Origin of the sequence: Streptomyces armeniacus (genome assembly GCF_003355155.1) — a bacterium.
GTDB classification, from domain to species: Bacteria; Actinomycetota; Actinomycetes; order Streptomycetales; family Streptomycetaceae; genus Streptomyces; species Streptomyces armeniacus.
Window position 1 is genome coordinate 1,958,063 of the sequence record NZ_CP031320.1, and the last position, 21,358, is coordinate 1,979,420.

Here is a 21,358-nt window from a genome sequence, read left to right on the forward strand (position 1 = left end):
CCGCCGACCGCCGCGCCGGCGGGCCCGGCCCGGACCCTCCGAGTGCCCCACGACCCTGGAGAGCGTTGAAACGGTCCCGTGAGAAGGCCGCGTCCGAGCTGTTCGCCGCCCTCTACCCGCGCCTCGCCGGCTGGTGCCGCCGCCTGGTCGACGACGACGAGACGGCCCACGAGATCGCCTCGGAGGCGTTCACCCGTCTGTGGGCACGCTGGACCTCCGTGGCGGAACCGCAGGGCTTCCTCTACGTCACCGCGGCCAACCTCGTACGGGACCACTGGCGCAAGCAGGAACGCGAACGCAGAGCCGTACGCCGTGCGGTCACCGAGGCGGCCGTCAGCCCGCAGCCGGAACAGGCCGACCCCTCCGTACGCCTGCTCGTGCAGTCGCTGCCCGAACGGCTCCGGGTGCCGATCCTGCTGCACTACTACGCTGACATGCCGATCCGGGAAGTGTCCGAACTGACCGGGCGCAAGGAAGGAACCGTCAAGGCCGACCTCCACGCGGCCCGCGAACTGCTCCGCGCCCACCTCAGGAGAAGCCTTGATCACACGACCTGACGACGGTCCGGACGCCGACCCCGACGACCCCCTCGCCGTCATCCTGCGGCCCGGCCCCGACTACCTCGGCGCGCCCCCCGGCCGCTATGAGGCGATCCGCCGCACCGCCTCCCGCCGCCGGCGGCTGCGCACCGCCGCGGGCGCCGGCACGGCCTGCGCCGTCGCCGCGCTCATCGCGCTGCCGCTGCACCTGGCGGCACCCGACGAGCCCACGTCTCCGACGGTCCCGCCCGTGCCCGGGCCCGCGAACAGCCCGCCGGCAACCACCGGTCCGCCGGCCACCCCGAGCCCGTCCGGGCCGTCCGACACCCCGTCCGGGCCGTCCAACACCCCGTCCGGCCCGTCCAACACCCCGTCGGGCCCGCCCGGCTCCGCGAGCCCCGGGCCGACCGAAAGGCAGCCGACGGGCAGCCCCGGCAGCCCGACCGCGCCCACACCCGGCGCCGCGTCGACGGATACCGCCGAGCCGTCCCACGTACCCTCGCCGATCCGGAGCGGCGGGACCGGCAGCTGAGCACCGGTCCCGCCGCGAAGCGGCACGCCTACGCCGCCAGCACCCGTTCCAGGGCGGCCAGCGCCGACCTCAGCTCGTCCGCCGTGATGGTCAGCGGCGGCGCGAGGCGGATCGTCGAGCCGTGGGTGTCCTTCACCAGGACACCCACCGCCAGCAGCCGTTCGCTGATCTCGCGGCCCGTGCCGACCGCCGGGTCCACGTCCACGCCCGCCCACAGTCCGCGGGCGCGGTGCCGCAGCACGCCGCGCCCGTCGAGGGCGGAAAGGCCCTCCGCCAGTACGGTGCCGAGCTCCCGCGCGCGCCGCTGGAACTCGCCCGTACGCAGCAGCCCGACCACCGCCGAACCGACCGCCGCCGCCAGCGGGTTGCCGCCGAACGTGGATCCGTGCTCGCCGGGCCGCAGCACGCTCATCACGTCGCGCCGCCCCACCACCGCCGAGACCGGCACGATGCCGCCGCCCAGGGCCTTGCCCAGCAGGAGCAGGTCCGGCAGCACGGACTCGTGGTCGACGGCGAGGGTGGTCCCGGTACGGCCCAGGCCCGACTGGATCTCGTCGGCGACGAACAGCACGCCCGCGCGCCGGGTGAGTTCGCGTACGCCCGCGAGATAGCCGTCGGCGGGGATGCGTACGCCCGCCTCGCCCTGGATCGGCTCGATCAGCACGGCCGCGGTCGTCTCGTCGATCGCCGCTTCGAGGGCGGCGAGGTCGTCGTACGGGACGGTGCGGAAGCCGGGCGTGAAGGGGCCGAAGCCGGTACGGGCCGACGGGTCGTCGGAGAAGCTGACGAGGGTGGTCGTACGGCCGTGGAAGTTGCCGCCCGCCACGACGATGGTCGCCTGGTCCGGGGCGACGCCCTTGACCTCGTACGCCCACTTCCTGGCGATCTTGACGGCGCTCTCCACTGCCTCGGCGCCCGTGTTCATCGGCAGCGCCATGTCGAGGCCGGTGAGCTCGCAGAGGCCCTCGGCGAAGCCCGCGAGGCGGTCGTTGTGGAAGGCGCGCGAGGTGAGGGTGACCTGCTCGAGCTGGTGCCGGGCCGCGTCGAGGAGGGCGGGGTGGCGGTGGCCGAAGTTCAGGGCGGAGTAGCCGGCCAGCAGGTCGAGATAGCGGCGGCCCTCCACGTCCTCGACCCAGGCGCCCTCCGCGTGTGCGACGACGACGGGCAGCGGGTGGTAGTTGTGCGCGACGGTCGCGCCCTCCGCCTGGATCAGCTCTGCGGAGCTGCGCGGGGAAGCCGTACGGGGTGCGGGCGCGGACGCGGACGCGGTGGCCCCCGGAACGGGGGAAATCGGTGCGGTCGTGGTCATGCGGAACGGACCTCCTGGGTGCAGCACTTGGCGCCGCCGCCGGCCTTGTGGAGTTCGGAGAGATCGACGGGCACGGGTACGTAGCCGTGTGCGGACAGCTGCTCGATCAGGGCCGTCGCCTGCGGCGCGACGACGACATTCCGGCCGTCGGACACGGAGTTGAGGCCGAAGGCCAGTGCGTCGTCGCGGGTCGCGACGACGGCGTCCGGGAACAGCTCGCGCAGCACCTCGCGGCTGCCGGGCGAGAACGCCCCGGGGTAGTAGGCGATGTTCTCGTCGTCCAGGGCGAACAGGGCCGTGTCCAGGTGGTAGAAGTACGGGTCGGTCAGCCGCAGGCTGACGGCGGGCACGCCGAGCAGCTCCTGCGCCTCCTGGTGTGCGGCGAGCGTGGTGCGGAATCCCGTACCGGCCAGCAGGAAGCGGCCGGCGGGCACCAGATCGCCCTCGCCCTCGCAGACCGACTCCGGCACGTGCACGTCGAAGCCGGCCGCCTTGAACCACGCCTGGAAGGCCGCCGCCTCGGGCTGCCGCTCGGTGGCGTGGAAGCACGCGCCGAGGACCCGGCCGCCGACGACGAGGGCGCCGTTCGCGGCGAACACCATGTCGGGCAGGTCCGGCACCGGCTCGACGGTCTCCACCGTGTGGCCGAGTTCGCGGTACGTGTCGGCCAGCCGCCGCCACTGGGCCAGGGCCAGGGCGCGGTCGACGCCTTCGTCCACTCGCATCCAGGGGTTGATGGCGTAGCGCACGTCGAAGTGCCGGGGTTCGCACAGGAGGTAGCGGCGCGGGCGTGCGGCGCGGGCAGTCGTCACCAGAGGGCGTCCTTTCGCCGGATGGGGGGATCACTCAACGGTAAGAACGCCGAGGTCACGCCCACAAGCAGCGGCGATTGCGCGTTCGCGCACGGATGTTGCGTCTTCGGCGGCCTCAGCGGCGCTTCTTTGCGTCGGATGTGTCCGGCGGCTCCGGTCCCTCCACCTCCGCTTCCACTTCCGCTTCCACCACCGCCTCCGCCGCGCCCGACGCCCCGTCCGCCCGCTCCGCGACGGCCTCCGCGCCGACGGCCCCCACCCCGGCCCCGGCGGGCAGCAGGTGGCTCAGCACGATGACGCTGTTCGTCCAGTGCACGAACGGCTCCGCCCTGATGCGTTCCAGCACCTCCTCGAAGTGCTCGATGTCCGCGGCCCGGATGTGCAGCAGCGCGTCGGCCCCGCCGGTGACCGTCATGGCGCCCACGACCTCGGGATACGTACGGGCCACCTCCGCCAGCCGGCGGGGCGGCGCCGCGCTCTCGCAGTGCACCTCGACATACGCCTCGGTGCGCCAGCCGATGGCGCTGGGCCGTACGAGAGTGGTGAACCCGGTGATCACCTCGGCCTCCCGCATCCGGTCCACCCGCCGCTTGACGGCGGCCGGTGACAGATCGACCTCCCGGCCGATCTCCACGAAGCTCGTCCTGGCGTTGGCCACGAGCGCCGAGAGGATCTTGCGGTCGATGTCGTCGAGGGTCACGCGCTGGTGCGTCATGTTGTAGTGGATACCTCTCTTCGCCTCACGTCCGCCAGAAGGAGCCCTGCGTATGCCGCTGAGCGTGCGGGAACTCGTCGCGCGCCGGGAGTTCGGGCTCACGGTGGCGGCGGGCGGGGCCGGGCTCGACCGGACCATCAGCTGGGTGCACGCGAGCGAGGTGCCCGACCCCACGCCGTGGCTGGAGGAGGGCTCGTTCGTGCTGGTCACCGGCATCGGGCACCCCGGCCCCGAGTCGGTGGCCGGAACGGCGCGGCGGCTCGCCGAGACCGGGGCGGCGGGCATCGGGATCGCCGTCGACCTCGTCTACGCCGAGGTGCCGTCCGAGGTCGTACGGGCCGGCGCGGAGACCGGGCTGCCGGTGCTGACCGTGCCGTACACGACCCCGTTCGTGGCGCTCGCCCAGGCCGTGGCGAGCCGCATCGCGACCGAGGAGCGCTCCGCGCTCCAGCGCGCCCTGCACGTCTACCCGCGGCTGACGGCCGCGGCGCTGGAGCGCGGCGCCGTCCCCGGCATCACGCGGGAGCTGGCGCGCGAGTACGGGGGCTGGGCGGCCGTCGTCGGGCCCGCGGACGAGGTGCTGGCCGTGGCGCCGGAGACCGCGGCGGCGGAGGCGGCGCGTACGGCGGCGGGGCTGACCTGGGCGGGCCAGTCGCTTTCCGTCATGGAGGCCGGGGGCCACCTCGTCGGCCACACGCTGGGAGCCGGGACCGTACGGGGGCGCCTGCTGCTGTGGCGCGGCACCCCCTTCGCCCGCCCCGACTACACCGTCGCCGCAGCCGCCGCCTCGCTCGTCACGTACGACCTCGAACAGCGCCGCAGAGCACGGGCCGAGGGCCACCGGGCGAGCGCCGAGGCGGTGCGCGAGGCGCTGGGGGACCGGGCGGACGCCGTGACGGCCGCCCGGCTGCTCGCCTCGTGGGGCCTCGACCCGCGGGACGTCACCGTGATCGTCCTCGGGGCGCCGCCCGCGGACGGGCTGCACGACACCCTCACCGACCACGAGCCGCCGGTGCTCGCCACGTACACCGACCGCGGCGAGGCCGTACTGCTGACCTCGCACCCCGCCGATGTGCTCGGGGCGCTCGGCGACCCCGGTTCGCCGCTCGCCCGCGCCTGCCCGGGGGCGGCCGGGGCGAGCGAGTCGGTGTCCGCCGAGGGCCTGGCGCAAGGGCTGCGCCAGGCCCGGCAGGCGCTCGCCATCGGGGCGCGCGAGGGGCGGCACGTCACGCTGATCCGCGACCTCGGCGCGATCGAGCTGCTGCTGGGGTCCGCGGAGCAGTCGGTGCCCGACCTGCTCCTCGACCGGCTGGTCGAGCCGCTCCGCCGGGCCGAGGAGGAACGGGGCGTGCCGCTGATCGCCACGGTCCGCGCGTTCCTCGACCACAACGGCTCGCTGGCGCAGGCCTCCGCCGAACTCGGCGTCCACCGGCACACCCTGCACCACCGCCTCGGCGTCGTACGCCAGGTCCTGGGCCGCGACCTGGACTCCGCGTACGTACGGCTCGAACTGGCCCTGGCCCTCCAGGCTCACGCGCTCCGGGAGGACGGCACGGGCTGAGCGGCCCGTACGGCCGGCTCTGTCGCCGTACCGTGCTCCGCCGCCCGGTCCGGCAGCTCCTCGAACTCCAGCCCGGCGACGGCCGGATCGGGCCGCGTGAGCAGGCTCAGGGGGACGAAGACGACGAGGGCGGCGGCCATGCCGTACATGACCGGCTCGTTGGCGTACAGCCCGGAGACCACCATGAACACGACGCACACCACCGAGCCGGCGAGCATCGAGCCGACCGCGGCGACCGTCGTGGACCGCCGCCAGAACAGCGCCCCGACGACGGGCACCAGCAGCGCCGCCGCCAGCAGGTCCGCGGCCAGCGTCACCGCGCCGACCACGCTGTCCACCGCGTACGAGACCGCCAGCGCGACGAGCCCGACGGCGAACAGGGCGATCCGGTTGGCCCGTACGCTGCTCAGCCGCCCGCCGCCCAGCGGCCGCAGCACGTCGTTGGTGAGGACGGTGGACGCCCCGATCAGCAGCCCGCTGGCGGTGGACATGGCCGCGGCCAGCGCGGCGGCCATCACCAGCCCGAACAGGCCGACCGGCAGGATGAGCGAGGCGGCACGGGCGTACGCGTCGTCGGGGTTGGCGAGTTGGGGCAGCAGGACGCGGGCGGCCGTGCCGATGAGGGCGCCGGCGAGACCGTACAGGGCGCAGTAGAGGCCGGAGACGACCGCGCCCCAGCGGGCGACCTTCTCGGAGCGCGCGGTGAGCAGCCGCTGCCAGTTCCCCTGGTCGATCATGAAGCCGAAGAAGAACAGCAGGAAGTACGCGCCGATCGTGCCCACACCGATGCCCGTGGGGGAGAAGAAGCTGCCGGGCAGCTCGTCGCGCATGGCGGACAGACCACCCGCCTTGTGCAGCGCCAGCGGCAGCAGCACGGCGAAGATCCCGAGGGTCTTGACGAGGAACTGCACCACGTCGGTGAGCGTGATCGACCACATGCCGCCGGCGACGCTGTACAGCATGATCGTGGCCCAGCCGATGAACGCGGCCGTGGTGGGCGAGACATCGAAGACGACCGTGAGCAGCGTGCCGATGCCGATGATCTGGCTGACGCCGACCATCAGCGTGTAGAAGACCACCACGAGAGAGCTCAGCAGGCCCGAACGCAGCCCGAAACGGCGGCTGATGGCGGCGGGCACGGTGTAGACGCCGCTGCGGAACAGCCGGCCCGCGAAGAACACGCCGATCGCGGCGATGCCGATCGCGAGCGACACGACGAGCATCATGCCGGAGATCCCGTACTGGTAGCCCAGGCTGACGCCGCCGACCGTCGACGCCGCGCCCAGCACGACGGTGCTCATGGCGGAGGTGTACATGAACGGGCCGAGGCGCCGCCCGGCGACCGTGAAGTCCTCGGATGTACGGCTGCGGCGCATACCCACGTAACCGGCGCCGACCATCAGCAGCAGATAGAGCACGATGATGAGTTTGTCGATCATGACCGCGCACCCGCGCCTTCGGGCCCAGGACCGGCCAGGCCGCCGTGTACGACGTAGTGGGCGACGAGGTAGGCCGCCAGGTTGGCGGTCTGGTCATTGAGATCGGTCAGCGGGTTGACCTCGGTGAGGACCAGTGCGTCGGTGTACGCCGCCAGGCGCTGCACCAGGTCGAGCGCCTGGAACGAGGTCAGCCCGCCCGGCTCGTGCGCGCCCGCGCCCGGGGCGTGCGCGGGGTCGACGCAGTCGATGTCGAAGGCCAGCAACACCGCGTCCGCGGCGGCGACATGGGCCAGTACGTCGGCGGCGACGGCCTCGGAACCGCGCCGGTGGATCTCGGCCGCCGGGATGTTGCGCAGGCCCGCCTTCTCGCGGAAGGCCAGCGACGAGGGGAAGTTGAAGTGACGTGAGGCCAGCTGGACGCTCGCGGCCACATCGACGTTCACCAGCTCGCTCGCCCTGCGCATCCCCGACGAATGGCTGTGGCTGCCCTGCTGCTCGCTGTGGTCCAGCAGGTCGAGATGGGCGTCCAGATGGATGACGGCGACCGTCCCCTCGGTGGTCTCGGCGAGGCCGCGGGCCACGGGATACAGCAGGCAGTCGTCACCGCCGAGCAGCACCGGCGTACGCCCGGCGGCGAGCACGTCCCGTACGCCCTCGGCGGCCCCGGCGAGCGTGGCCTCCAGATCGTGCGCGACGGTGCGTACGTCCCCGGCGTCCGCCAGCAGGTCCTCGGGGAAGGGGTGCAGCGCGGCGTGGTCGAGGCAGTACACCTGCCCGTCCTCGCGCCGCTGGAGTATCCACTTCATCGCGGCCCGTATCCGCTCGGGCGCGTAGCGGCTGCCGGGCCAGCCGAGGGTGGCGGCGCCGTCGTACGGGGCGCCGAGCAGGGTGAAGCGGCGGTCGGTGCGGGGACGGAGGGGGCGGGCGTTCATGGGACTCCTCGCGCGCTCGGGGCATGCGGGCCGCACTGCTTCGCCACTGCGCGAAGGCCGCCGAACACGCTTCATCGGGTGGCGCCCCATGCTCCACGCCGCACCCTCTCCCACCCCCCGGCCCGAATGTCGAACGCCGACCCGCACCACTGGCCCACCTGGCGATCGACGCGACCGCCGGCCGGGCGCGGCGGGGCCTTCCCCGCTGCGGGAAGGCAGGGGGAAGGCCGGGCGACCGTCGGTCAGTCCGTCGCCGTCACCGTGAAGGCGGCCTCCACCGTCTGGTGGAGGGTGGCGCCCGACGCGTCCGTCGCGGAGACGCGCAGGGCCACGTCCTTGCCCGCGGCGGGGGCCGGGGTCTGCCATTCGGCGTGGTAGCGGCCGTCGCCGCGGGCGGTGGTGGTCGCCTCCGTCCAGGAATCGCCCGCGTCGAACGAGACCTCCACGGTGGCCCCGGTGACGGCCGGGGGATCCGCCGTGCCGGGGGCGTGGCCGAAGGTGACGTCGAGGGTGTTCCCGCCGACCGGCACGGTGCCGTCCGGGGCGGCGCCCGCTTCGTACGCCGCGGTGATCAGCGGGAGCGCGGCGCAGCCCTCGGCGGTGTCCACCTCGCCGTCCGCGCGGTAGCAGCGCCAGCTCTCCGGCACGGTGCCCTTGGCCGGGCGGCCCGAGTCGAAGGTCCACTCGGTGTGGGTGACGAGCGACTGGCGGGTGGAGGTGCCGGTCCTGGTCTGGTCGTAGACCAGCTTGTACGGGGCCTCGCCCTCCGGCACGGTGAGGAGGGTCCCGAGCACGTTCTGCCGGTCCTCGAGGACGGTGTCGCCCGAGGTCAGTACGAGGTGCGAGGAGCGTACGTCGTCGGCCAGCCAGGAGTAGTGCCCGTCGGAGTCCGTGATCTCGGAGAGCAGCACGGACAGGTCGTCGCCCCTGCGGCAGCTGGTGCACACCCAGTCCGCGTCCGCGGCGGCGTCCGGGGCGGGGCGCTTCAGCCCCGGCGGGAGCGGGCCGCGCAGCCAGTCGACCGGGGTGGTGGTGCCGGGCCGTACGGTGCGCGGCTCGGACGCGTAGCGGTTGGTGTCGACCTTCAGCGCGTCGGTGTACGTCAGGCCGGGTGAGCCGCCCACGTACTCGGTGCGCTCGGCCGGTGCCGAGACGTCGTGGTAGACGCCGCCGGCGCTGTCCTCGTACGGGAGGTGCAGCAGCCGTGCGCTGCCCTCGGTGCGGCCGGGCTTGTCGCTGTGGTACCGGAGTTCGAGGGTGGCGATCTGGTCGTCGGTCGCCTCGTACTCCTGGTCCTCGGCGATGCCTTCGGCGTTGTCGAACTTGAGGTCGTACCCGTAGGGCTCGGGCGCGGAGGCGGGCGCCTCGCCGTGGTACTGGACGTTGAAGTGCAGGCCGCCCGTGCCGGGGGCGCCGGTGGGCTGGACGTAGAGCGGATAGTCCGGGCGGGCGGCGCCGAAGGAAGTCACCAGGGCGGCGGCGCCCTTGGCGTCGTCGCGGCGGTAGTTGAGGACGATCTCGCTGGTGTGGGCCTCGCGCGGGGTCTTCACCGCGACGCGCCGGTCCGCCTGCGCGAGGTCGATGGCGGCATCCGTCCCGCCGTCGCCCTCGGGGACGGTGAAGTCGACGCTCGCCAGCCGCGCGGCGACCGAGCCGCCCGCGTCGTCGTACTCCTGGAAGACGCCGAACGCGGTGTAGTGGCCGGGCGGGACGTTGGCCTCGGCCACGCCGTTCTCGACGGGCAGGTCGGTGTTGCGGAAGACGGTGGAGTCGTCCACGTTGACCAGGCTCAGCGTCCCGGAGGGAACGGGTGCGCCGTCCGCGCCGGTGACGGTGACGCGGGCGAGGGGGTCGGCGGCGCGGGGCGCCGCGGCCGTACGGGGGCCGGGCGTACGGGAGTCGGCCGTACGCGGGCCCGAACGCGCCGCGTCCGTACGGGAGTCGGCGGGCGCGTCGAGGCCGACGGAGGTGACGCCGCCGAACAGCGTTCCGCCGCCCGTGCCGCCGTGTGCCGCGTCCGCCGCGGCCTGCTTCGCCAGGGCCGCGCCGAACGCTGGCCCGGGGCGCGGCGCGCTGCCGCCCTCGGCGCGTATCGGCGTGGTGGTCAGACCCGCGCGTACGAGTGCGGAGACGTTGAACAGGGCCGGGTCGAGGGCGCGTCCGAGGTACGGGAGCGCGTCCGCCGGGATGACGTACGCGTCGCCGTCCTCGTACCGCGTCACGAACCGGCCGTCGCCGTCCGCCCGTTCGCCGGTACGGTCGCCCGCCCGCGGGTCGAACGCCACGCCGGGCCGGTCCCCGTCGCCGAGGAGGGTCACCCGGTCACCGGTGACCAGCGTGACCGTACGGGCGGCGGTGGAGGCCGTACGGGCCGTGGGGTCGGCGGCGGCCCGCTCCCCGGCGTCGGCGGGTGCGGGCGTGGGCGGCGCGGCGGCGGCGGCGCCCGGGGTGGCGGCGGGCGCGGTACCCAGCGCGAGGGCGAGCGCGAGAGCGGCGACGCCCAGGGCCGCGGCGGGTCTGGCCGTGCGTGCGGTGGGGGGTGGTTGCCACATGCCGGAGTCCTCTCGATTCAGGGCGGAATGCGATGGGCCGGTCCCGGTTGAGCCGTGTCGGTTCCCGCGGCGGCATCCACGGCGACTCCGACAGCAACTGACAGAAACCGACACGCCTGGAAGCTCCCACCGCCGCGCACACCCGTCCAGGCCTAGACCAAAGAAAGCCGCGGCGTCACCGTACGTGGCCGAAAAGGAACCTTGAGTTCGGGGCTCTGCTCACGTGAGCAAAAAAATGCGCACCCGTTGCTAGTGGCTTGATTTCGGCCCTACTGTCCGTCGCCAAGGCCACTTCTGGAGGTCCATATGCGTATGAAGCGCATTTTCAGCACCGCTGTCGCCATATCCGTCCCCTTGGCGCTCGCGGCGTGCTCCGTGTCGACCACACCCGGCGGCGACTCCGGTGAGCGCAAGAAGTCCGATGGCTCGCTGACCATCGGCTTCAGCCAGGCCACGCAGCAGTCGCCCTTCTACGTGCAGCTGCACTCGGGAGTCGAGAAGGCCGCCAAGAAGGCCGGGGCCAAGCTCTATTTCGCCGACGCGGGCGGCGAGGTGACCCAGCAGAACGACGACATCCAGGACCTCATCACCCGCGACGTCGACGTGCTGCTGGTCAACCCCGTGGACCCGAAGGGCGCCAAGGCCGGGATGGCAGCCGCCGAGTCGGCGGGCGTGCCCGTGGTGACCGTCGACCGTCCGGTGCCGTCGGGAGCCGACGCGCACGTGGGCCGCGACAACAAGAAGATGGGCACGCTCGTGGGCGAGATGGTCGCCGAGCAGCTCGGTGCCAAGGGCGGCAAGATCATCGAGATCAAGGGCGACGCCGGCGGCGCGGTGGCCCGCGACCGCAGCCAGGGCTTCCACAAGGCCGTCGAGGGCAAGCCGGGAATCAAGATCGTGGCCGGCCCGTACTGCGACTACATCCGGTCCAAGGCCGTCACCGCCATGCAGGACCTGCTGCAGACCAACCCGGACGCCAAGGTCGTCTACGCGCACAACGACGACATGGCGCTCGGCGCCCTCCAGGTGCTCAAGGAGAACGGCCGTACGGACGTGAAGGTCGCCGGAGTCGACGGGCTGATGGAGGCCGTCAAGGCGATCGACAAGGGCGGCCCGTACGTCGCCACCGCCCTCAACGACCCGATCTCGCTCGGCAGTACGGCCGTCAAGACCGCCACGGACGTCGCGCGCGGCAAGAAGGTCAACGGCAACGTCGACGCCGGGACCGAGCCCGTCGACCAGGGCAACGCCGGGGAGTTCACCGGCTCGACCACGTTCGCGCCCGCGAGCAAGCCGTGACCGCACGGCCGCGCGGCCAGGCCGGCGGCCCGAACCCCCGCCGGCGCAGGAAAGAAACGGAAGAAGAGGACACGATGACGCCGAAGACCATGCGAGCCGCCGTGCTGCACGCGCCGGGTGACATCCGGCTCGAGCAGGTGCCGGTGCCGGAACCCGGCCCCCGCGAGGTGCTGGTGGCCGTCGCCGCCTGCGGCGTCTGCGGTTCCGACATTCCGCGGATGCTCCAGCCCGGTGTCGCGTACGACCTGCCGCTGATCTGCGGACACGAGTTCTCCGGCCACGTACGGGCGCTGGGCTCCGAGGTCGCCGCGGCCGGCACGGTCGCGGTCGGCGACCTGGTGGCCGTACCGCCGCTGGTGCCGTGCCGGCACTGCGCGTCCTGCGTACGGGGCGAGTTCAGCCTCTGCGAGGACTACGACTACTTCGGCAGCCGGCGGCCCGGCGCGTACGCCGAGTACGTGGCGGTGCCCGAGGGCAACCTGCTGGTGCTGCCCGCCGACCTGGACCCGCGGGCGGCCGCGATGCTCGACCCCGCAGCCATCGCCCTGCACGCCATCTGGCGTACGAAGCTGCGCGCCGGCCACCGCGTCGCCGTGATCGGCGCCGGTCCGATCGGGCTGTTCGCCATCCAGTGGGCGCTGCTCCAGGGCGCGAGCGAAGTGCTGTCGGTCGATGTGAGCGAGCAGAAGGCGGCCATGGCGCTGGAGGCCGGTGCCACCCACACCGCCACCAGCCCCGAGCAGGCTCGCGGGCTGGCGGGCGCCGGCTACGACGTGGTCATCGAGTCCGCGGGCGCGCCCGCCACCGCCGACCAGGCCGTGACACTGGCCGCCCGGCACGGCCACGCCGTCTTCATCGGCATCCCGCACGATCCGGTGCAGCTGCCGAAGAAGACGTTCAGCACGTTCCTCCGCCGCGAGGTCACTCTCTACGGCGCCTGGAACTCGTTCTCCGCCCCCTTCCCCGGGGACGAGTGGCGCGTGGCGGTGCGCGCCATGTCCGAGGGGAGGCTCCAGTGGAAGTTCATGATCACGCACGAGCTGGGCCTCGAGGACGTGGCTGGCACCATGCGGCAGCTCGGTGAGCGGTCCGTGTTCAGCTCCAAGGTGCTCTTCCTGCCGAACGGAGACCGCCCATGACCGCCCTCCTGGCCATCGACCTCGGTACGGAAAGCGCGCGCGTCGCCGTGTACGCGCCGGACGGCCGCACGCTCGGCCAGGGCGAGAGCGGGTACCCGATCTCGTTCCCCCGCCCCGGCTGGGCCGAGCAGGACCCCGAGGACTGGTGGCGTGCCGTGGTGGCCGCGACCAGGGGCGCGCTCGCCGAAGCGGGCGGGCCCGCCGTCGCAGGCGTCGCCGTGGCCACCACCGCCTCCACCGTCGCGGTGCTCGACGGCGCGGGCCGCCCGCTGCGCCCCGCGCTGCTCTGGATGGACAGCCGCGCGGCGGCGGAGTCGGCGGCCACCGCCGAGGTCGAGCACCCCGTACTCGCCTACGCGGGTGGCTCCGACGCCGTCGAATGGCTCGTACCGAAGGCCATGTGGCTAGCCGGGAACGAGCCGGAGAACTACCGCGCCGCCCGGCACATCACCGAGGCCGTCGACTATCTCGTCTGGCGGCTGACCGGCGAGTGGACCGGCTCGCAGATGAACGCCGTCTGCAAGTGGAACTACGACCCGCTCGGCGCAGGCCTCCCCGACGACCTCTACGAGCGGTTCGGCGTCCCCGGCCTGCGCGACAAGCTGCCCGAACGCATCGTCCCCGTGGGCGAGCCGGTCGCGCCGCTCAGCGCCGAGGCACGCGGTGAACTGGGCATCGCCGGACCCGCGCTGGTCGCCGCCGGAGGCATCGACGCCCATCTGTCGCTGCTCGCCATCGGCGGCGCCCGTACGGGCCGGGTGTCCGTGGTCTCGGGTACGTCCACCGCGTTCGTCACGGAGATCGAGGACCCGGTGTACCCGCGGACGGTCTGGGGCCCGTACCCCGAGGCGCTGAACCCCGGCCGCTGGCTCGTCGAGGGGGGCCAGGTCAGCTCCGGCTCCGTACTGAAGTGGGCCGGCGAACAGCTGCTCGGCCGCCCCCGCGCCGAACTGCCCGCCCTGATCAAGGACGCGGCGGAGCTGCCGCCGCGCGAGCACGGACTGCTGGTCCTGGACTACTTCATGGGCAACCGCACCCCGCTCCGTGACCCGCGGCTGCGCGGCGCCGTACTCGGCCTGACCCTCGGCACCCGCCCCGAGGAGGTGTACCGCGCGGCGGCCGAGGGCGTCGCGTACGGCACCCGGCAGGTGCTGGAGTCCTTCGTCGACGGGGGAGTGCCCGTCGAGGAGGTGTACGTGTCCGGCGGCATCCGGCACAACCCGCTGTGGCTGCGTACGACCGCCGACGTGCTCGGCCGCCCGCTGCGGCTGGTCGAGGGCGACAACCTGACGCTCCGCGCGTGCGCGGTGATCGCGGCGGCCGGCGCCGGCCAGGCCGGTTCGCTCGCCGAGGCCGCCGCCGGGTTCGCCCCCGACGTACGCGTCGTCGAGCCGGACGAGGCCCACCACCGGGTCTACGAGCAGGGTTACGCCGACTACCGCGCCGCGACCGCCGCCACCCGCGAGGTCGCGCACCGGCTCAGCGCACCCGTCCAGTAAGGAGCGAGATGCATCCCACCGAGGACGAGGCCCTCCTCTACCAGGTCGCCTCCATGTACTACGAGCAGGAGCTGACGCAGGAGCAGATCGGCGAGACGCTGCACTTCACCCGCTGGAAGGTCGGCCGGCTGCTGGCCGACGCGCGGAAGGCCGGACTCGTACGGATACAGGTCGTCCACCCCAAGTCCCGCGTGCGCGGCCTCGAGGAGCGCCTCCAGGACGCCACCGGTCTGCGCGACGCCGTGGTGGTGGCGCGGGGCCGCACCGAGGACGAGGAGGAGCTGCGGGCCCGCGTCGCCGAGGCCGGAGCCGACTACCTCGCCCGGCTGAGCCCCTCACCCCGGCTGCTCGGCGTCTCCTGGGGCCGCACCATGGACCTGCTCGCCCGCAGCCTCAGCTCCGGATGGGCCCACGGAGTGCACGTCGTGCAGATCAACGGCGGCCTCACCCGGTCCCACACCCCCAGCTCCGCGCAGGACTTGGCGAGCCGCATCGCCCACCTCGGCGAGGGCACCCTGTCCGTGCTGCCCGCCCCGTCCATCGTGGAGCAGGAGACGACCCGGCGCGCCCTGGAGCAGGACAGCGCGGTCGGCGACGTGCTCGCGCAGGCCGCCGAGGCGGACACCGTCCTGTTCAGCCCCGGCGCCATCGGCAGCGACTCCGTGCTGGTCGGTTCCGGCTACCTCGGCGCCGGCGAACTCAAGGAGCTCGCCGACGCGGGCGCCGTCGGGGACGTCGTCGGCCGCTTCATCGACGCTCGCGGGGGGATCGTCGACAAGCGGCTGGACGACCGTACGCTCGGCCTGCCGCTGGACGCCCTGCGCAGCCGCCCGGTGTCCGTGGCGGTCGTCTCCGGCACCGCCAAGCACGCCGTGTGCGCGGCCGTCGTCTCCAGCGGCCTGTGCAACACGCTCGTCACCGACGACCACACCGCGTCCCACCTGCTCGACCCCGCCTCCTGCGACGAGCTGCGCGCGGGAAGGGGGCGGGCATGAGCGCGGACACGGGCCGCGGAGGCGGGGGAGTGCCGCGCCTCAGCATGCGCGGGATCGTCAAGCGCTTCCCCGGCACCCTCGCCAACGACCACGCCGAGCTGACCGTCCGCCCCGGCGAGACCCACTGCCTGCTCGGTGAGAACGGCGCCGGCAAGAGCACGCTGATGAAGATCCTCGCCGGGTCCATACGCCCGGACGAGGGCGAGATACGCCTCGACGGCGAGCCCGTCCGCCTCGGGGACCCGCAGGCCGGCATGGCCGCCGGCATCGCGGTCATCTACCAGGAGCTCGACCTCATCCCCGATCTCACCGTCGCGCAGAACCTCCTGCTCGGACACGCGCCCGCGTACGGCCCGTTCGTACGGAAGAAGCGCCGCGCCGAGCTCGCCCGCGCCGCCGTCGAACGGGTCGGCAGCGACTTCCCGGTCACCACACCCGTACGGGACCTGCCGATCGCCGCACAGCAGCTCACCGCGATCGCCAAGGCGCTCACCATGGACGCGCGCGTCATCGTCATGGACGAGCCCTCCGCCACGCTCGGCGAGAGCGACCTGCACAAGGTGTTCGACGTGATCCGCTCGCTCACCGCCGAGGGCCGCTCCGTCATCTACATCACGCACCGCATGGACGAGGTGACGGAGATCGGCGACCGCGCCACCGTGATGCGCGACGGGCGCTCGATCGGCGTGTACGACCTCGCCACCACCGGCGCCGACGAACTGGTCGCCGCCATGATCGGCGAGTCGCGCGAACTCGTGCACCCCACCGGCCGGCCACGCCCCGAAGGCCCCCCGCTGCTGGAGATCCGGCGGGTGCACAGCCCCGGGCTGATCGACGTCCGCGGCATCGACGTACGGGCCGGGGAGATCGCCGGGCTCGCCGGACTGGGCGGGGCCGGCCGTACGACCCTGCTCAGGGCGCTGTTCGGGGACACCAGGGCGGCGGTGTCAGCGCGGCTCGACGGCGCCGAACTCCGTACGGGCAGCCCCGCCGCGGCCGTACGCGCCGGGCTCGCGCTCGTACCCGAGAGCCGCAAGGAGCAGGGGCTGATGCTCGGCCTGTCCGTCACCCGCAACGCCGCCATCACCGCACACGGCCGGCCGCCCTGGCTCCGCCCCCGCGCCACCGGACGCAGCCGCGGCACACCCGTACTCGCCGACCTGGGCGTCCGGTACGCCTCCGCCGACCAGCCGGTGGGGAAGCTGTCGGGCGGCAACCAGCAGAAGGTCGTCCTCGCCAAGTGGATCGCCAAGGGCGGCGTACGGGTCCTGCTCCTCGACGAGCCCACCCGCGGCCTCGACGTCGGAGCGAAGGCCGACCTGTACCGCCAGGTGCGCCAACTCGCCGACCAGGGCGTGGCCGTGCTGCTCGCCAGCAGCGAGCTGAACGAGCTGACCGCCAACGCCGACCGCGTATGGGTGCTCCACGAAGGACGCAACGCGGCCTGCTACGACCCGCGTACGACCGACGAGCACACCATCGCGCACACCGTCATCACCGGAGAGACCCACCGGACCCGCCGGACACCCGCCAACGGAGCCGCATCATGACCACGACCTCCACGGGAGCAGAGCCGGTCGCTGCTGCCGCCGCCGACACCCGACGGCGCCGGCCGCGGGGCGCGGACCTCATCGTCAAGTTCAACCTGGTGCTCGTCTTCCTCGCGCTGTGCACCGTGGCGAGCTTCCTCGCCCCGGAGTTCCTGACGACGCGCAACATGTCGAACCTGTTCCAGCAGTCGGCACTGACCGGCATCGTAGCCATCGGGATGACCATGGTCATCCTCACCGCCGGCATCGACCTGTCGGTCGGCAGCGTCGCCGCCTTCGGCGGGATGACCGTCGCCCTGCTCATCGACAAGGACGTCCACTTCGTCCTGGCCATAGCCGCCAGCCTGGCCGCGGGCGCCGCGTTCGGGGCGGTGATGGGCGGGCTGTCGGCGTATCTGTCGCTGCCCGCGTTCATGACGACCCTCGCCGGGCTCACCGCCATCCGCGGACTCACGTACCTCCTCTCGGACGGCGAACCGGTCGGCGGCAGCAGCCCCGAGGCGTTCCGGCTCCTCGGCGGCGGCTTCATCGGCTACGTGCCGATCGTCGGCCTGATCTTCGTCGGCGTCGCCATCGCGGCGGCCCTGGTGCTGCGCGGCACGACGTTCGGCGAGTACATCTACGCCGTCGGCAGCAACAAGGAGGCCGCGCGGCTCTCCGGGCTGCCCGTACGGGGTGTGATCACCGCCGTCTTCGTCATCTCCGGCGCCCTGTCCGCCCTGGCCGGCGTGCTGCTGACCTCCCGGCTCACCATCGGGCAGCCCACCGCGTTCAACGGGCTCGAACTCGACGCCATCGCGGCCGTCGTCCTCGGCGGCACCAACCTGTTCGGCGGGCGCGGCGGCGTCATGGGCACGTTCGTGGCGATCCTGCTGCTGTCCGTCCTGCGCAACCTGTGCAATCTCATGGGCCTCGGCTCGTTCTTCCAGATGGTCGTCACCGGACTGATCCTGGTCGTCGCGCTGATCCTCAACATGCTGATGGAGAAGCGGGGTTCCCGTGCCTGACGACAACACCGCGACCCCGGCACCCGCCGTGGACGCCTCCCTCAGCAACGCGTCGCTGCGCGCCGCCCTGCACGGCCTCCCCGGCGTCGACGAGGTGGGGGCGCGCGCCCGCGCCGCCGGCCTGGCCACCCGCTCCATCAAGACCACCGCCAAGGCGCAGGGCATCGACCTGGCCATCCGCATGGTCGACCTGACGACGCTGGAGGGCGCCGACACCCCCGGCAAGGTACGGGCGCTGGCCGCGAAGGCCCGGCGGCCCGACCCGGCCGACCGCTCCGTGCCGCACGCCGCCGCCGTCTGCGTCTACCCCGACCTGGTCGGCGTCGCCGTACGCGCCCTGCGCGGCAGCGGCGTCGGCGTCGCCTCGGTCGCCACGGCCTTCCCCGCAGGCCGGGCGCCGCTCGAAGTGAAGCTCCTCGACACCCGCCAGGCCGTCGCCGACGGCGCCGACGAGATCGACATGGTGATCGACCGCGGCGCCTTCCTGGCCGGCGACTACCGCAAGGTCCACGACGAGATCGCGGCGGTCAAGGAGGCGTGCGCGCGGCCCGGGGGCGGCGCCGCCCACCTCAAGGTGATCCTGGAGACCGGCGAGCTGGAGACGTACGACAACGTCCGCCGCGCCTCCTGGCTCGCGATGCGGGCCGGCGCCGACTTCATCAAGACCTCCACGGGCAAGGTCGCGCCCGCCGCGACGCTGCCCGTCACCCTGGTCATGCTGGAGGCCGTACGCGACTTCCGCGCCGCGACCGGCCGCCAGGTCGGCGTCAAACCCGCGGGCGGCATCCGTACGGCCAAGGACGCGCTCCGCCTCCTGGTGCTGGTCAACGAGACCGCAGGGCCGGACTGGCTCGATCCGGCGTGGTTCCGGATCGGTGCCTCCAGCCTGCTCAACGACCTGCTGATGCAGCGCACCAGGCTCACGACCGGAACCTACTCCGGCCCCGACTACTACACCCTGGACTGAGCGCATGCCCGACCAGAACCCCTTCACGTACGCGCCCGCGCCCGAATCACGGGCCGTGGTCTCGCTGCGGCCCGCGTACGGGCTGTTCATCGACGGCGAGTTCACCGAACCGGCCGAGCAGACGCTGACCACCCTCAACCCGGCCGACGAACAGCCCCTGGCCGAGGTGTCCGTGGCCGGCGACGCGGACGTGGACCGCGCCGTCGCCGCCGCCCGCCGCGCGTACGACGGCCGGTGGTCCCGTACGACCGGCACCGAACGCGGGAAGTACCTGTTCCGCATCAGCCGGATCATCCAGGAGCGCGCACGCGAGATCGCCGTGCTGGAGTCCCTCGACAACGGCAAGCCGATCAGGGAGACCCGGGACTTCGACATCCCGCAGGCCGCCGCGCACTTCTTCTACTACGCGGGCTGGGCCGACAAGCTCGCCCACGGCGTCCGCGGGCCGCACCCGGCGGACGGCACAGGCAGCGGCACCGGCAGCGGCCCGTACCCGCGGCCGCTGGGCGTCGCCGCACAGATCATCCCGTGGAACTTCCCGCTCCTGATGCTCGCCTGGAAGATCGCCCCCGCGCTCGCCGCCGGCAACACCGTCGTCCTGAAGCCGGCCGAGACCACACCGCTCACCGCGCTCCTGTTCGCCGAGATCTGCCAGGAGGCCGAACTGCCCCCGGGTGTCGTCAACATCGTCACCGGAGCCTCCGGCACCGGTCGCGCCCTCGTCGCCCACCCCGGCACCGACAAGGTCGCCTTCACCGGGTCCACCGACGTCGGCCGCGAGATCGCCCGCGCCGTCGCGGGCACGCCCAGGAAGCTCACCCTCGAACTCGGCGGCAAGGGCGCCAACATCGTCTACGACGACGCCGCCCTCGACCAGGCCGTCGAGGGGATCGTGAGCGGCATCTTCTTCAACCAGGGGCAGGTGTGTTGCGCCGGCTCGCGGCTGCTGGTCCAGGAGTCCGTCGCGGACGACGTCCTGCACCGGCTCCGCGAACGCGTCTCCCGGCTGCGGCTCGGCGACCCCCTCGACAAGAACACCGACGTCGGCGCCATCAACTCCGCCGCACAGCTCGCCCGTATCCGCGCGCTCGCCCAGACCGGCCGCGACGAGGGCGGCGAGGCGTGGTCCCCCGACTGCGAACTCCCCGCCCGCGGCTACTGGTTCGCGCCGACCGTCTTCACCGGAGTGACCCAGGCGCACCGCATCGCCCGCGAGGAGATCTTCGGCCCCGTGCTGTCCGTCCTCACCTTCCGCACCCCGCAGGAGGCGGTCGAGAAGGCGAACAACACGCCGTACGGACTCTCCGCCGGCGTCTGGACGGAGAAGGGCAGCCGGATGCTGTGGACCGCCAGCCGGCTGCGCGCCGGCGTGATCTGGTCCAACACCTTCAACAACTTCGACCCCGCCAGCCCCTTCGGCGGCTATCGCGAGTCCGGCTACGGACGCGAGGGCGGACGCCACGGCCTGGAGGCATACCTCGATGTCTGAGATATCCGAGCAGAAGTCCGAGCAGAAGTCCGAGCAGAAGTCCGAGCAGAAGTCCGAGCAGAAGTCCGAGCAGAAGTCCGGGCAGAAGTCCGGGCAGAAGTCCGGGCACGGCGGCAGCACGCCCCAACCCCCGCCCGCGCCCGTACGGCTGGCGGTCCGCAAGACGTACAAGCTGTACGTGGGCGGCGCGTTCCCTCGATCCGAGTCGGGCAGGAGCTATCCCGTGACCACAGCCGACGGCGCCCCGCTCGCCAACGCCGCGCTCGCCTCCCGCAAGGACGCCCGCGACGCCGTCGTCGCGGCCCGGCGGGCCTTCGGGCCGTGGGCGGCCCGCAGCGCGTACAACCGGGGGCAGATCCTCTACCGCGTGGCCGAGATGATCGAGGGCCGCCGCGGCCAGTTCGTACGGGAGACCGCCGACGCCCAGGGCCTCGACCGCGCCGCGGCCGAGGACGTGGTCGCGGCGGCCGTCGACCGGTGGGTGTACTACGCGGGCTGGACGGACAAGATCGCCCAGGTCGTGGGCGGCGCCAACGCCGTATCGGGGCCGTACGACAACCATTCCGTGCCGGAGCCCACCGGCGTCGTCGCCGTCCTCGCCCCCGCCGGCTCCCCGCTGCTGGGGCTCGTGTCGGTCCTCGCCCCGGTCGTCGCCTCCGGCAACACGGCCGTGGTGGTCGCCGCCGAGCACGCCCCCCTGCCCGCCGTCACGCTGGCGGAGGCCCTCGCCACCTCCGATCTGCCCGGCGGCGTCGTCAACATCCTCAGCGGCCGGCTCTCCGAACTCGCCCCGCCCCTCGCCTCGCACGCGGACGTCAACGCCCTGGACCTGGCCGGCGCGGGGGAGTCGGCCACCGAACTGGAGCGGGCCGCGGCGGCCACGCTCAAGCGCGTCCTGCGGCCCCAGCCCTCGCCCGACTGGGCGGCGCTCCCCGGGCTCGCCCGCGTCACCCCGTTCCTGGAGACGAAGACGTACTGGCACCCGGTCGGGACGTAAGCGGACATCGCGCTTCCCGTACGCC

The 21,358-nt window shown here is 73.3% G+C and carries 17 protein-coding genes and 1 pseudogene; 12 read left to right on the forward strand and 6 right to left on the reverse strand.

Annotation, left to right across the window (positions count from 1 at the left end; translation table 11 throughout):
- The first annotated feature begins 65 nt into the window (after nt 1-65).
- Nucleotides 66-557 (forward strand): RNA polymerase sigma factor, encoded by a 492-nt coding sequence (locus tag DVA86_RS08595; RefSeq protein WP_208877095.1) that lies wholly within the window; start codon nt 66-68, stop codon nt 555-557.
- Nucleotides 541-1,071, forward strand: a complete 531-nt coding sequence (locus tag DVA86_RS08600) for a hypothetical protein (protein WP_208877096.1) — start codon at nt 541-543, stop codon at nt 1,069-1,071. Before DVA86_RS08595 ends, DVA86_RS08600 begins: the two co-directional genes overlap by 17 nt.
- Before the next feature lie 28 nt (nt 1,072-1,099).
- Here the strand turns inward: DVA86_RS08600 and rocD are convergent, their stop codons facing one another.
- The 3 genes and pseudogenes from rocD to DVA86_RS08615 form a co-directional block, all read right to left on the reverse strand.
- Nucleotides 1,100-2,380 (reverse strand): ornithine--oxo-acid transaminase, encoded by a 1,281-nt coding sequence (gene rocD, locus DVA86_RS08605; RefSeq protein ID WP_208877097.1) that lies wholly within the window; start codon nt 2,378-2,380, stop codon nt 1,100-1,102.
- Complete coding sequence (gene ddaH, locus DVA86_RS08610) at nt 2,377-3,192, reverse strand: dimethylargininase (RefSeq protein WP_222623300.1); 816 nt, start codon at nt 3,190-3,192, stop codon at nt 2,377-2,379. The genes rocD and ddaH overlap by 4 nt, the downstream gene beginning before the upstream one ends.
- Before the next feature lie 226 nt (nt 3,193-3,418).
- A pseudogene (locus DVA86_RS08615) lies at nt 3,419-3,907 on the reverse strand (Lrp/AsnC family transcriptional regulator); the annotation flags it as partial.
- 52 nt (nt 3,908-3,959) lie between these two features.
- Between DVA86_RS08615 and DVA86_RS08620 the strand changes: the two are divergent.
- Nucleotides 3,960-5,468, forward strand: a complete 1,509-nt coding sequence (locus DVA86_RS08620; protein ID WP_208877101.1) for a PucR family transcriptional regulator — start codon at nt 3,960-3,962, stop codon at nt 5,466-5,468.
- Here DVA86_RS08620 and DVA86_RS08625 read toward each other — a convergent pair.
- From DVA86_RS08625 to DVA86_RS08635, 3 genes are all read right to left on the reverse strand, one after another.
- Nucleotides 5,438-6,907: a sodium:solute symporter family transporter gene (locus DVA86_RS08625; RefSeq protein WP_208877103.1), complete on the reverse strand. Its 1,470-nt coding sequence runs from the start codon at nt 6,905-6,907 to the stop codon at nt 5,438-5,440. The genes DVA86_RS08620 and DVA86_RS08625 overlap by 31 nt on opposite strands.
- On the reverse strand, nt 6,904-7,839 hold the full coding sequence (locus tag DVA86_RS08630) for an arginase family protein (protein ID WP_208877104.1): 936 nt from the start codon (nt 7,837-7,839) through the stop codon (nt 6,904-6,906). The genes DVA86_RS08625 and DVA86_RS08630 overlap by 4 nt, the downstream gene beginning before the upstream one ends.
- 242 nt (nt 7,840-8,081) lie before the next feature.
- A complete protein-coding gene (locus DVA86_RS08635; RefSeq protein ID WP_208877105.1) occupies nt 8,082-10,391 on the reverse strand; it encodes a hypothetical protein in 2,310 nt (769 codons plus the stop codon).
- 312 nt (nt 10,392-10,703) lie between these two features.
- Here DVA86_RS08635 and DVA86_RS08640 point away from each other — a divergent pair, with 312 nt between their 5' ends.
- The 9 genes from DVA86_RS08640 (at nt 10,704) to DVA86_RS08680 (ending at nt 21,333) form a co-directional block, all read left to right on the forward strand.
- Nucleotides 10,704-11,690 carry a substrate-binding domain-containing protein gene (locus DVA86_RS08640; RefSeq protein ID WP_222623301.1) on the forward strand — a complete coding sequence of 329 codons (987 nt, stop codon included), beginning with the start codon at nt 10,704-10,706 and terminating at the stop codon, nt 11,688-11,690.
- 74 nt (nt 11,691-11,764) lie between these two features.
- The gene (locus tag DVA86_RS08645) at nt 11,765-12,829 is read left to right on the forward strand and encodes a galactitol-1-phosphate 5-dehydrogenase (protein WP_222623302.1); all 1,065 of its coding nucleotides are present in this window, start codon (nt 11,765-11,767) and stop codon (nt 12,827-12,829) included.
- Nucleotides 12,826-14,328: an FGGY-family carbohydrate kinase gene (locus DVA86_RS08650; protein WP_208877109.1), complete on the forward strand. Its 1,503-nt coding sequence runs from the start codon at nt 12,826-12,828 to the stop codon at nt 14,326-14,328. Before DVA86_RS08645 ends, DVA86_RS08650 begins: the two co-directional genes overlap by 4 nt.
- Before the next feature lie 8 nt (nt 14,329-14,336).
- Nucleotides 14,337-15,323, forward strand: coding sequence for a sugar-binding transcriptional regulator (locus tag DVA86_RS08655; protein ID WP_208877111.1), 987 nt, complete (start codon nt 14,337-14,339; stop codon nt 15,321-15,323).
- A complete protein-coding gene (locus DVA86_RS08660; RefSeq protein WP_208877112.1) occupies nt 15,320-16,873 on the forward strand; it encodes a sugar ABC transporter ATP-binding protein in 1,554 nt (517 codons plus the stop codon). Before DVA86_RS08655 ends, DVA86_RS08660 begins: the two co-directional genes overlap by 4 nt.
- Nucleotides 16,870-17,880, forward strand: coding sequence for an ABC transporter permease (locus DVA86_RS08665; RefSeq protein ID WP_208877113.1), 1,011 nt, complete (start codon nt 16,870-16,872; stop codon nt 17,878-17,880). The genes DVA86_RS08660 and DVA86_RS08665 overlap by 4 nt, the downstream gene beginning before the upstream one ends.
- Entirely contained in the window at nt 17,873-18,847 is a 975-nt protein-coding gene (gene deoC, locus DVA86_RS08670; RefSeq protein ID WP_222623303.1) for a deoxyribose-phosphate aldolase, read from the forward strand. Before DVA86_RS08665 ends, deoC begins: the two co-directional genes overlap by 8 nt.
- Before the next feature lie 4 nt (nt 18,848-18,851).
- Nucleotides 18,852-20,336, forward strand: coding sequence for an aldehyde dehydrogenase family protein (locus tag DVA86_RS08675; protein ID WP_208877114.1), 1,485 nt, complete (start codon nt 18,852-18,854; stop codon nt 20,334-20,336).
- A gap of 1 nt (nt 20,337) precedes the next feature.
- Entirely contained in the window at nt 20,338-21,333 is a 996-nt protein-coding gene (locus DVA86_RS08680; RefSeq protein ID WP_245997566.1) for an aldehyde dehydrogenase family protein, read from the forward strand.
- Nucleotides 21,334-21,358 lie beyond the last annotated feature (25 nt).